Consider the following 12,054-nt stretch of genomic DNA (forward strand, 5'->3'; position numbering starts at 1 on the left):
GTTCCGTAGAAGGTGCCCCACTCACGCTACGAGCGGGCCCGCACCCCGCCCACCGGAGCTGCTCCAACAGGCCGAGCCGTCCGCCGTCCGCTCCGTCAGGTGCTCAGCCAGATGGGGTTGGTGAAGGCGGCCGGCGCGCCGGGCAGGGGCGCGGCCTGGGCCGGGTGGCGTACCTCCGCGCGGACGTACGCGGTCCGGGCGGCCGTCGTACGCCACTCCAGGGACGTCGCCGCCGGAGCCGTCAAGGCGAGGCCCTGGTCGGTGACCAGCCGCAGGTCGCAGCCCTCGGCGCCGGTCACCGACAGCCGTACGAGGACCTCCGCGGCCGGATCGGCGACCCGCAGCCGTTCTCCGATGCCCGCGTGTGCGCCGCGCCCGGTGACGGCGGTGAACTCCAGGGAGACCGCGGAGGACTCCGCGGCGTAGGCGCGGCCGGCGCGCAGGCCGGCCAGGATCGCCCTGCGCGACAGGTCGTCGGCGAGGACCACGGTCTGCGGGCCGCCTATCCGGTCGGGGTCGCGGTGGTAGTCGCTGTGGGCCAGGGCCGGGAGCCAGCGGTCGCCGTCGGCGCCGCGCAGGGTGGCGTCCCAGGAGGCGAGGGACACCTCGTCGTCGGGGGTCCAGGCGCCGTTCCACACCTCCACGGCGTCGGCCTCGCCGAAGCCGAACTTCCAGGCGCAGCCGATGCAGGTGGCGTGCGGGTGGGCGGGTACGACGAGGCCGCCCGCCTGCCGGACGGCGCGGGCGAAGCGCCCGAAGCGGTCGTCGCGGGCCCGGTAGCGCCAGTCGACGAAGGTGCCCGGATCGGTGCCGACGGCGAGGACGTGGCCGGTACGGGTGGTGACCTCCTCCCCGGTGAGCACGAGCAGGCCCTGGGCGGCGGCGGCCGCCCAGGCGGTGTGGGAGCTGTGGGTGTTGTGCTCGGAGGTGTTGACGAAGTCCAGGCCGGCGGCGCGGGCGAGGCCGGTGATCTCGGCCGGGGTGCGGCGGCCGTCGGAGTGCACGGAGTGTATGTGGCAGTCCCCCCGGTACCAGGCGCGGCCGCGGCCCGGGACCCGCTCGGGCGGATAGGCCGCGGGGGCGGTCGGGGCAGCCTCGCCGTGGACGAAGGTGGCGGTGATCTCGTACGGCAGGCCCTGCGGGGCCACGGTGTACGGGCCGAGCGCGAGGTTCCAGCGGCCGGGTTCCAGCGGGCCGGGCAGATAGCCGGGGGTGGCGTCGTCGCCGCGGAGGAAGAACTCGCTGCGGGCGCCGCCCGACCAGCCGCGGAAGCCCCGGCCGCCGAGCGCGGTGCCCCGCTGGTCGAACAGCCCTATGTCGAGGGCGTTGCCCGGGGTTCCGGGCGGCGTGGGCGGCTTCTCGTAGCGGTAGGAGACGCGTAACTCGCGTATGCCCGGGGGGACCTCCAGCGGGACGTACACGAAGTCCGGGGCGCCCGGCGGGATGGTGCCGCGCAACGTCGTGGTGGTGGTGGTCGGCTCCGCGGCGGCGGCCGGGGCCGAGACGGAGGAAGTGGCGGCGGTGGTGGCCGCGGTTGCCTGTGCGAGCAGTGCTCGTCGACTGAGGACCATGGCGCCCAGGGTGACCGGGTGAGGTGAATCGGGCGTGAACCCCGCCCACTGCCACGCATTGTCATCCCCGGGCAGCCGTGAGTCATGTGCGCTCGCTCCCTTCGGCGACGGGAGCGGGCAGTTCCCTCCCTCCGGCAGGCGGGCTGTCAGTGGCATGGGTCACAGTTGAGAGGACCGACGCCGCTCCCCGCGTGGATACGAGGTGATCCCATGAAGCACGCGATCCAAGCCGAAGGCCTGGCCAAGCGGTTCAAGGAGACGCGCGCGCTGGCCGGGGTGGATCTTCAGGTTCCGGCAGGGACCGTGTGCGGCCTGCTGGGTCCCAATGGCGCCGGGAAGACCACCGCGGTCCGCATCTTCGCCACTCTCCTGCTCCCGGACGGCGGGCGGGCGGAGGTCGGCGGCCATGACGTCGTGCGGGAGGCGGGGCGCGTCCGTTCCCTGATCGGGCTCACGGGACAGTACGCCGCCGTCGACGAGAACCTGACCGGTACGGAGAACCTGCTGATGATCGGCCGGCTGCTCGGCATGACCCGCGGCGACGCCCGGGCCCGCGCGGCCGACCTGCTCGACCGGTTTCATCTGACCGACGCGGCGGGCCGGGCCGCCAAGGCGTACTCGGGGGGCATGAGGCGGCGTCTCGACCTCGCCGCCAGCCTGGTCGGCCGACCGCGGATCCTCTTCCTCGACGAGCCGACCACCGGACTCGATCCACACAGCCGCGGCGAGGTCTGGGACATGCTGCGCGTCCTGGTCGCGGAAGGCATGACCACCCTGCTGACCACGCAGTACCTGGACGAGGCCGACCGGCTCGCCGACAACATCGTGGTGATCGACAAGGGCACGGTGATCGCCGACGGCACCCCCGACGAGCTGAAGTCGCAGGTCGGCGGACAGGTACTGGAAATGCGCCCCGCCCGCACGGCCGATCTCGGCGCGTCGCACGCGCTGATCACGGAGGCGGCCGGGCCACAGACCAAGATCGAAAGCGACGGGATCACCGCGCCCGTCAACGATCCGGCGCTCATGCCGAACGTGGTGCGCCGACTGGACCAGGCGGGCATCGAAGTCGGTGAACTCACCCTGCGGCGCTCGTCCCTCGACGAGGTGTTCATGGTGCTGACCGGACACCGCGCGGCGCCGAACAGCGCCGAGGCGGACGCGGAGGCCGACGACCGGCAGGTGAAGGCGGGGAGCCCGTCATGACGTCCACGACGCTCATCGAAGGCCTGGGCCGCGGCGGCGGTGTGCGCCCCCTGGCGGCCATGCGGCAAACCGCCACCATGGCGTGGCGCAGCCTGGTCTCGGTGAAACACAACCCCCTGGAACTCGTCGACTACAGCATCACGCCGATCATGTTCGTGTTCCTCTTCACCTATGTCTTCGGTGGGCAGATGGCGGGTTCTCCCCGTGAATACCTCCAGTACGCGCTCGCGGGGATCATCGTCCAGAACACCCTCTTCATGAGCATGTACACCGCCATGTCATTGAACTCCGACCTCACGAAGGGGGTCTTCGACCGGCTGCGGAGCCTGCCCATCGCCCGCTCGGCGCCGCTCTTCGGACGCATAACCGCCGACCTCGCCAAACAGCTCTGGGCCATGATCCTCATGATCGCGCTGGGCATGCTGCTGGGCTTCGAGATCACCGGAGGCATCGGGGGATTCCTCGGCGCCACCGTGCTGCTGCTGACCTTCGCCGCCGCCGTCTCGTGGACGGCGGTACTCATCGGGATGGTGGCCGGGGACGTGGAGAAGGTGCAGGTCTACGCCTTCACGTTCATCTTCCCGATCACCTTCACCAGCAGTGCCTTCGCCGAGGTCGACACCATGCCCGGCTGGCTCCAGGCATGGGTGGAGGTCAACCCCGTCACGCACCTGTCGGACGCGTTCCGCGGACTCCTGCTCGGCACCCCCGCGGGCCGGCCGATCCTTTGGTCCCTGGTCTGGGCGGCGGGCATCGCGGCCGTCTTCATGCCGCTGGCGATGCGCGCGTACCGGTCCCAGGACCGCTGAGCCCGTACCCGACCCGGAGCCGAAGGGGCTGACACGTGCGCGACCCGGCGATCATCGAAGCACCGTCCGTACTCGGGCTGCGCCCGGCCGGCGTACAGGACCTGCCGACGGCCCTGTTCGAGGCCGGTCTGCTGGACCACCCCGGGGCGGTGCGCGCCGGCCGGGTCGAACCGCCGGCCTACGACCCGCGCCGGGACGCCGAAACCGGGATCCTCAACCCCGTGGCCATCGCGCGGTACTCCGTCCGGCTGGCCGACGCGGTCGGCGACGCACTAGAAGCCGGCCGCTTCCCCGTGGTCCTCGGGGGCGACTGCAGCATCCTGCTCGGCAACCTCCTCGCTCTGCGCCGCCGCGGACGCCACGGGCTGCTGTTCCTCGACGGCCACACCGACTTCTACCAGCCGTCGGCGGAGCCGACCGGCGAGGCGGCGTCGATGGAACTCGCCCTGGCCGCGGGCCGCGGCCCCCGGCTGCTCACCGACCTCGAAGGCCGCGGACCACTGCTCCGCGACGAGGACGTCGTCGCCTTCGGCTTCCGCGACGCCGCCGAGTCCGCCGAGGCGGGGATGCAACCGCTGCCGCCACGACTCCATGCCGTCGACCTCGACGGCGTGCGTGCGGCCGGCGCAGGCCCGGCCGCACGCGAGGCGGTCCGCCGGCTCACGGACGGCGAATGCGCCGGTTACTGGGTCCACCTCGACGTCGACGTCCTGGACGACGCGATCATGCCCGCCGTGGACTACCGCATCCCCGGCGGGCTGACCTGGTCGGAACTGGAGACGGTGCTGTCGACGGCACTGGCCGACGAACGTGCCCTCGGCCTCGACGTCACCATCTTCAACCCCCGCCTCGATCCCGGCGGAAGCATCGCGGCCCGACTCACCACATGCCTGCGCCGAGGGCTGTCAGCGCGGACGGACCACTGAGCCCGACACCCCCTAGGGTGCGACCTTGCCGACGCCGCCCAGGGCTTGGGCGGCACGTTGGTCGATCTGCCAGAGCCGGCCTTCGGTGTTGCTGACGTAGATCCAGCCGTTGACGGTGTCCAGCGCGAGGCCCGTGCACGTCCCCAGGCCGGTGGCCACCACGCGCTGCGCGCCGTCCGCGAGGGTGATCTCGTACAGGCGCCCGTTCACGTGGTCGGTGGCGTAGGCCCGGCCGGCGCCGTCGAGGGCCACGCGGAGGGTGCTCGCCCCGAGGAGGCTGGTCACGACGCGGTGGGTGCCGTCGGCGAGGTCGACCTCGTAGAGCTTGCCGCTGCCGTCCTTCTGGCCGATGTACGCCTTGCCCCGCCCGTCCAGCGCCACGCCGGCGATGCCCGCCCCCAGACCGGTGGCGGTCGTGTGCTTCTGTCCGCCCTGCAGGTCCACGGCGGTCAACTGCCCGTCGTGCCAGCTGGCGACGTAGGCCTTGCCCGCCGCGTCGAGCGCGACGCCGTACGCGCCCGGTACGTCGGCGATCTTGCGGGAGGAGCCGGCGGAGAGGTCCACCGCGAGCAGGCGCCCGCCGCTGTAGTCGGTGGTGTAGGCCGTGCCCTGGCCGTCCACCCGCACATCGCCGATGTCGCCCAGGGTGCTCGCGGCCACGCGCTGGGCGCCGGTGTCGAGCTTCACCGCGGTCAGCTTCTGGCCGCCCCGGTCGGCGACGTACGCCGTGTTCAGCGACGGGTCGACGGCCAGGCCTTCGGACGATCCCAGACCCGTCGCGATGAGGGTGTGGCCCCTCCTGTTGCCGATGAGCTTCGACAGGTCTTCGAGCTTCGGCATGTCGTCGCTGCTGATGCTCACCTTCGGCGGTCCGAACGCCTTCGTGGTCGCCGAGGCCATGTCGGACGCCGCACCGGGGTCCTCGGAGACCTGGCGCTGGGCGGCGGCCGCGCCCTGGGCGTTCTGGAAGAGCGGACCCAGGAAGCCCATGACGTCGAACGCCCCGTGCGCGGTCTGGCGCACGAGCCACGGGTCGCGCTCGCTCTCCAGCTTGCGCACGGCCTCCGAGACGTCACCGGCTCCCGGAGTGTCTTCGTTGAGTGCCTGAGCGGACTTGTCGGCGGAACCGGCTTCGTCTCCGCCGTTGTCGAATATGTTCTTGAAGGACATGGGTTTCCCTCCCGACCCCTAGAGGGGCTGCTTCTGGTTCTGGTAGTCGAGTACTTCCGGCTGGAAAACCCGGTGTTCTCCGGTACGGACAGCAACGATTTCGGCCGTCCCCTTCTGCAAGGACCGCTTTCCTTCGTCGGCCAGGTCGAAATGGCCGGAATTAAAGGACGCCTCGCCGAGTTTCCACACGATGACCCGGGAGTACTTCGGGTCGGCGGCCTGCGGGGGAGTCTCCTTGACCGGCACCGGCTCGGGATAGTACAAGGCGACCCAGCCGCCGAAGGTGACGGGGAATTCGTAGTCGAACTGGCGGATCTGACGCCGCGTCGTGGCCATGACGTCCGCCCGGCTGCTGATTTCGAAGCTGACCGACGACTGGTGCTTCCATTCGGTGGTCAGCGAACCACTGACGGAGCCGGTGATCCCGAGCAGGAGCTCTCCCCACAGCTCCCCGGTCCCGGTGACGGAACTGGTGGCCGTGGTGTTGCTCGTCGCCTCCGTCTGGGACTCCGTGTTGACGCCCTGGTTGTCCTTGCTGTTCAGCAGGGTGGTCTTCTGGTACTGCTTCATCTCCATGCTCTTCTGGAGCTGCTGCTGGAGCGACGCGATGGACTTCGCCCCGAAGGTGAGCTTCACCTCCCCTTGGAGCGACCAGCTGATCGTGTTCGATATCGTGAATTCGACCGTGTCCGTCACGGTGATTTTGATCGGGTCGGTGCCGTTGACATACGTCTGCTTGGAGATCATGTCGGGAGGGGGCTGCTGGATGTCGCTCCGCTCCTCAACGACCGGTACGCCGACATTCATATAGGCGCGCCAGCCGCGCTCGTGCGCGGTCGGTTCTTCCGCCGGGAAGCCGCCGTAGCGCACCTTGTTCAGGGAGAACCCGATCGGGTCGATCTGCTTGCCCCCTCCCTGAGGGGTCCGCTTGAACACGTTCCGCAGCTGGTTCCGCTGCAGGATCCCGGCGGCCCTGGCGGCTATGTCGAGTTCCTCTTGATTACGTGTGGTCAGCGGATGGCGCATGAATACGTCGTTGATGTAGGCCGTGCCCACATCGTTCCTCACGCTGGCATTTCCCATGCTTTTCAGACCTCCTTGCGTCGCAGACCGGTGACGCTACGCAACCGTCGGCGAATGAACACCCGGCCGAACTCGCCACCGGGTGAGAACCGGACAGAAGCCGCTGACCAGGCGTTTGATCACATGCGGGCGGGCGTGTTCCCGGGTCGGCCCGCCGTCCTCGCGGGCACCGTTGCTTGATCTTCGGGGCCAAGATCCACGGGGAGCGGTGCCGCGGCAGTCGGCACCGCCGGGCCCGCGAGGTGTCCGGATGTGCGGTCCCGCGGCTGCCGGCGCTGTCGGGCTCGCCCCTTACGGCTCGATTTGGCCTCACCCGAATGGTCGACACCGGAACTGGACCGACGGGGTGAAGACCGACGCCACGAACGCCGCCTCCAACCAACTGATGTGACTGCATGATGATCTGACCGTCTGTGGAATTCCGCAGGGCCGTGCGTCGTGTCCTCGTTTCCGGTGCGACCCGCGGCTTCGCCCCGGCCCCACGGAGTGCCCCGTGCGACGAACTGTCAGCCGCTTCCGGAAGAGCACCGCCCTCGCAGCCCTGGCGCTGTGCAACGCCCTGGCCGTACCCGGATCCGCGCACGCGGACACGGTCTCCCCCAGCACCGCCCCGCCGCTGCGCTTCATCAGCTACAACATCTGCGGCAACGTGTGCGGCGCGCCCCCGTACGACAACCAGAGGCGCGTGGACTCAATCGTCGCGCAGGCCGGTGCCACCTCGTGGAACGCCGACCAGATCTTCCTCCAGGAGGTGTGCCGCCCCCAATACGACTCCGTCGCCGCGCAGCTGAGGGCGCGCGGCTTTCGGGGCATGTTCAGCAGGACCGTCCTGGGCCGGCCCGGCATCTGCGGCGATGCCGACTACGGCAACGCCGTCTTCGTCCGGGGTCAGATCACCCAAACCCTGGACCTGGACCTGACGGTCGGCGGCGAGAAGGAACCGATCCGCGTCCCGTGCGTCGAGAGCACCCTCCAATACCGCCGCACATGGTCCTGTTCCGTTCACCTGTACTGGGACAACGGCACCCTGGCCGTCCCCGAGGCCGACCGGCTCGCCGCACGGGCCCGGACGTGGGAGGCGGCCGGCATCCCCGTCGTCCTGGGCGGCGACTTCAACCACTCCCCGCGCAGCTCCACCCTCTCCCGCATCTACGACGCCGGCATCAACGACGGTGCCTTCGGCCGTTTCATCGAGTCGGACGAGACCGACGCGCAGTTCTTCGACCCGGCCGCCTGCACGCCCGGCGTCACCATCAGGTGCCGCTCGGGGGAGGCCACGGTGAGCGGGAAGAAGCTCGACTACGTCTTTCTCGGCACCCGGGACTTCCGTACGCCCAAGGCCGATCTGCTCCCCCTGGACACGAGGGTCACCGACCACAGGATGCTGCGGGCCGCGGCGGCCTGGTCGGACTGTGGTCCTCTCGACCCCGCCCGCGGTGCGGCCTTCCGCCGCGACGCCTCGGGCGACCTGTACCGGCAGGCGGGCCAGGGCAACGGCACCATCGCGGCACCCTGCAAGGCCGGCACGGCGTGGAGCCGCATGCGCCGGGTGGTCCGCCTGCCCGGTACGACGGACCTGGCCGCCGTCGACACCGACGGCAACCTGTGGCGCTACAGCCAGGACGACGAGGGCCGGTACTTCGACACGCTGAGGGTCCGCGCCGCCACCGGCTGGCAGCGCTACGACACGCTGATCGGGTACGGCCCGAACGACCTCATCACCAGGGACACCACCGGCGTGCTCTGGCTGCACCGCAGAAACGGCGACGGCACCTATGCCACACCCGTGCGCATCGGCAGCGGTTGGGGCGTCTACAACGCCTTGCTGTCTCCCGGAGACTTCTCCGGTGACGGGCTGCCGGACCTGCTCGCCCGCGACGGCGCGGGCAACCTCTACCTCCATCGCGGCACCGCCGCCGGCGGCTTCGCCGCCCGGATCCGGATCGGCACGGGCTGGGGGACCTACACCGCGCTCGTGCCGCCGGGCGATCTGAATCGGGACGGCTACGCGGACCTCCTCGGCCGGGACGGCTCGGGGAACCTCTACCTGTACCGGGGCACCGGCACGGGGAGCTATCTGCCCCGGGTCCGCGTCGGCACCGGCTATCCGGCCGGCGAGCTGATGTTCTGAGCGACTGCTCCCCAGCGAGCGAACGAGTGAACGAACGAGCGAACGACCGGGCCGGGGCGCCCGCCCATGCTCTGCGGCGCGCCCCGGCGTGGATCAGGACGTTGCCGCGGTCGTGCGCCGTGCAAGCGCGTCGGAGGCCCTGACCGTGATGTAGAGCGATGCGGCGAGGGTGAGGACGAGGACGGCGCCCGTGGCGAAGACACTGCCGCTCGACACGGCAGGGGGGCTGCCCGCCTCGGAACGGGCCGAGCCGCTGAGGAAGGGGACGATGGCCAGGACGGCGATCCCGAGGGCCACCTCGGCCCAGACCACCTTCGGGAAGTGTCGCAGGGTCAGGTGCAGGAGGGAGGACGTGGCATCGTCGCGGCGGGCCCGGGCGATCCGGGGCATCAGCCAGAACTGGTTGACGCCGCCGGCCGTGACCATGCCGAGGACCAGCAGGATCTTGACCAGGAGGAAGAGCCCGTAGGTCGTCGTCCAGAGCTGGCTGATGGAGCCGACGTGCTTCCAGCTCATCCACAGGCCGGAGGTGAACACCGCGCCGACGCAGACCAGGGCGATGAAGGCGAAGCGGCGCCAGAGGTCGGCCCACAGCGCGCCCGCGTCCTCGCTCAGCCGGCCGCGGGCGGCGGCGAGGGTGGCGAGCAGGACCAGACCGCCGACCCAGACCACGCCGCTGACGATGTGGGTCTGGGTGAACAGCAGGTCCAGCCACTTCTCCGCGTCCTTCGGCTTGGTGGCCGGAACCGCTGCGACGAGCGTGATCGCGAGCGTCAGGGGCAGGGCGGTCAACGCGAGGGCATTCAGGCGCCGACGCGCCCGGCCGAAGAACAGCGAGATCAGTGCGGCGGACGCGAGGACCAGCACGACGTTCTGGACCAGGTAGATGGTGCCCTGCGCGATCCAGGCCCCCTTCGCCGCCGGGGCGAGCAGGAAGTCCCAGATCCGTCCCGGCGCGAGGGCGTCACCGAACGGCATGCCCTTGCCGGCCCGGGCCAGGCGGGCGGCGAGCTGGAAGTAGCCCGCGACCAACAGCACCACCCCCGCCCAGGCGAGGTACCCGGCCGTTCTTCGCCGCATGACGGCGACGTCGTCGCTGTTGTTCTCCGGTGCGCGCAGCGCGGGGCGGATGGACGCCGCGTAGGTCACGGTCGCACCGATGGCTCCGGACAGCCCGATGAAGTAGCCGGACTTGGTGAGGATGCGCCACAACGGAGGTACGGCGTAGCCGGCTTCGGCGGCCAGAGATATGGAATGCATAAAGGAAGGCTAACCTAAGTAAGGCCGCCCTTCCTCATTCTTCGTGTGCATGACCAAACCGTTATCCCGGGTCACCGATCGGTCCGCGGGCGGGAGGCGGAGCAGGACCGGGGTTTGACGGATTGGATGGCATGTCGTTGACACGTGACGAACGGCGTGCGACAAAGACTGCAGGGCGTGTTCGGCCACCGTTTCCTCGTCTGAGGTGCGGTTCTCCTCGTGGCCGGGGCCACCAGTACGTGCCCGTGCCGACGCCGGCACCGCGTGAAATTCACTGTCGCCACACGTGAGACTGTCGAACAGTGGGCACACCACCGCATACGTGAACGGACAACTCTCCTTGACCATGATTCCCGGATCCCGTGTCCCGGGGCGGACCTGGACGGTCCGTCTGACCGGCTACGGCGACCACACCGTCTCCGTCACCTGTTCCACCGAGGCGTGCCGCATGCCGCCCCGGTCCAAAGACACGTCGGCCATGAGGCGGTTCGCCGCCGAGCACGCCCGTGCGCACGCCCGGCTCGCCACGGTCCGCCCCAACGCGGCGTGTGCTTGCGGGGCCGTCGAATGCGGATTCCACGAGGACGCCAGAGCGTCCTGTCACGGTGCTCCGCTGCTCGTCCTCATCCACAACCCGGCCGTCGGCCAAGTCTGGACCCTCGCCGAGATCTGCCAGGCCTGCGCACCCCTGATCGCGCACACTGCCGTCCTCGGACGCGCCCAGCAGCCGACGGCTTCTCAGGCCTCCGCGGCACAGGCCCCCGCTTCGCCCGTCCCGGCACGGGTGGCTGTGGCCGGCGGGTTTTCGTCCCCCGAGGCCGCTCCCGAAGCCGTCTCCCGCCGCCGCCCGCACCGAGGCGGCCCCCGACGCGTCCGCTGAAGGCCGCCACACCACCCGGGCATCCCGGCCCGGCGGGACAGAACCGCGAGCGGGTAGGGGCCGGGTGGCGTACGGAAGTGGCGGATCAGACCTCCGCCGGCTCCTTTTCGTCCGTCGTGTCGGCGGTCGGGACCGCCGCGGCTACCGGCTCGACGGCCGCGGGCCGGGGCGCGGAGTACATGACCGAGCCCTGCTTGTGTTCCTTCTCGATGTGGTTCTTCTTGGCCAGTGCCTCAAGGGTGTTGCGGACGACCTGGGTGGAGGCCGGCCGGCCGGGGTGTGCCGCGGCCAGTTCGGTGGTGACCTCGCTGACCATGCGGGGTTCAGCGGCGTGGACCAGGAGGGCCAGGACGAGTTCGCGCAGCGGGGGCTCCGCGACCTTCTTCGTCTTCGAGTCGGCGGTCTTCTTCGGAGTGGTTGCGGCCGTCTTGCGTACGGCGGCCGTCTTGGCCTTCGCGCCGGACGCGACGACCGGGGCCTCCTTGGGCTGTGCCGCCTTCCTTCCGGCCGCGCGCCCGGTGGTCTTCCTCGCCTGACGGGGCTTGGGAACGACCCCTGTCGCCGGAGCGTCGGCGGCCGCGGGGGACTGGCCGGGCTGCGGCGCCACCTGGACGCCAGAGGTCACGGCCTCCTCCGCGGCGGGGGGCAGTGAACCCTGCATGCCGGAGAGCCAGTTCTCGTCGGCTTTCAGCTGCTTCAAGCGTGATTCGAGTTCCGTGATTTGCGCGGAGACCTCTGCCTGTTCCTTGTGGTTGGTCTCGAGATCCGCGGCGAACCGCTGCGCGTACACGTTGTGGATGGGCGTGGTGTCCGGTTCGTTGGCCACTTGCGGCTCACTCTCCTCATACCTCACGGTGTTGCTGCGGGATGTTACCCACCAACAGCCGCCCGCAGTTCCCTCTCTGCAGAATCCGTCGCACTCCTCCGGCGCTGCGAAAGCCGTGGTCGCGGCGCCGCGGGAGGTGGCACCCCGGTCCAGTGGCACGGTTGTTGGCGGTGTTGCAGCCTCTGGTGCACG

Annotated in this window: 10 protein-coding genes; 5 read left to right on the forward strand and 5 right to left on the reverse strand. The window is 70.4% G+C overall.

The window, feature by feature from the left end; all coding sequences use genetic code 11:
• Positions 1-95: 95 nt before the first annotated feature.
• Complete coding sequence (locus ACFWBN_RS16850; protein WP_385177162.1) at positions 96-1,571, reverse strand: CehA/McbA family metallohydrolase; 1,476 nt, start codon at positions 1,569-1,571, stop codon at positions 96-98.
• A 210-nt stretch (positions 1,572-1,781) separates the two neighbouring features.
• On the opposite strand from ACFWBN_RS16850, the gene ACFWBN_RS16855 reads away from it, so the two are divergent.
• Genes ACFWBN_RS16855 through ACFWBN_RS16865 form a run of 3 tightly spaced genes read left to right on the forward strand, consistent with a single transcriptional unit; the run spans position 1,782 to position 4,512 of the window.
• On the forward strand, positions 1,782-2,777 hold the full coding sequence (locus ACFWBN_RS16855) for an ATP-binding cassette domain-containing protein (RefSeq protein ID WP_385177165.1): 996 nt from the start codon (positions 1,782-1,784) through the stop codon (positions 2,775-2,777).
• Positions 2,774-3,586: an ABC transporter permease gene (locus tag ACFWBN_RS16860; protein ID WP_385177167.1), complete on the forward strand. Its 813-nt coding sequence runs from the start codon at positions 2,774-2,776 to the stop codon at positions 3,584-3,586. The genes ACFWBN_RS16855 and ACFWBN_RS16860 overlap by 4 nt, the downstream gene beginning before the upstream one ends.
• Positions 3,587-3,621: 35 nt before the next feature.
• Positions 3,622-4,512 (forward strand): arginase family protein, encoded by an 891-nt coding sequence (locus ACFWBN_RS16865; protein ID WP_385177169.1) that lies wholly within the window; start codon positions 3,622-3,624, stop codon positions 4,510-4,512.
• Positions 4,513-4,524: 12 nt separating this feature from the next.
• Here ACFWBN_RS16865 and ACFWBN_RS16870 read toward each other — a convergent pair whose 3' ends face one another.
• Both ACFWBN_RS16870 and ACFWBN_RS16875 read right to left on the reverse strand, forming a co-directional pair.
• Positions 4,525-5,682, reverse strand: coding sequence for a hypothetical protein (locus tag ACFWBN_RS16870; protein ID WP_385177171.1), 1,158 nt, complete (start codon positions 5,680-5,682; stop codon positions 4,525-4,527).
• Positions 5,683-5,700: 18 nt separating this feature from the next.
• Positions 5,701-6,750, reverse strand: a complete 1,050-nt coding sequence (locus ACFWBN_RS16875) for a gluconolaconase (RefSeq protein ID WP_385177173.1) — start codon at positions 6,748-6,750, stop codon at positions 5,701-5,703.
• Between the two features lie 508 nt (positions 6,751-7,258).
• Between ACFWBN_RS16875 and ACFWBN_RS16880 the strand changes: the two genes are divergently transcribed.
• Positions 7,259-8,896 carry an FG-GAP-like repeat-containing protein gene (locus tag ACFWBN_RS16880; RefSeq protein WP_385177175.1) on the forward strand — a complete coding sequence of 546 codons (1,638 nt, stop codon included), beginning with the start codon at positions 7,259-7,261 and terminating at the stop codon, positions 8,894-8,896.
• Between the two features lie 93 nt (positions 8,897-8,989).
• Here ACFWBN_RS16880 and ACFWBN_RS16885 read toward each other — a convergent pair whose 3' ends face one another.
• The gene (locus ACFWBN_RS16885) at positions 8,990-10,156 is read right to left on the reverse strand and encodes a copper resistance D family protein (protein WP_385177177.1); all 1,167 of its coding nucleotides are present in this window, start codon (positions 10,154-10,156) and stop codon (positions 8,990-8,992) included.
• Positions 10,157-10,502: 346 nt separating this feature from the next.
• On the opposite strand from ACFWBN_RS16885, the gene ACFWBN_RS16890 reads away from it, so the two are divergent.
• On the forward strand, positions 10,503-11,036 hold the full coding sequence (locus ACFWBN_RS16890; RefSeq protein WP_385177179.1) for a hypothetical protein: 534 nt from the start codon (positions 10,503-10,505) through the stop codon (positions 11,034-11,036).
• A gap of 85 nt (positions 11,037-11,121) precedes the next feature.
• Here the strand turns inward: ACFWBN_RS16890 and ACFWBN_RS16895 are convergent, their stop codons facing one another.
• A complete protein-coding gene (locus tag ACFWBN_RS16895) occupies positions 11,122-11,862 on the reverse strand; it encodes a hypothetical protein (RefSeq protein WP_385177181.1) in 741 nt (246 codons plus the stop codon).
• Between the last annotated feature and the right edge of the window lie 192 nt (positions 11,863-12,054).

This window comes from Streptomyces sp. NPDC059989, from assembly GCF_042736975.1.
Lineage (GTDB): Bacteria > Actinomycetota > Actinomycetes > Streptomycetales > Streptomycetaceae > Streptomyces.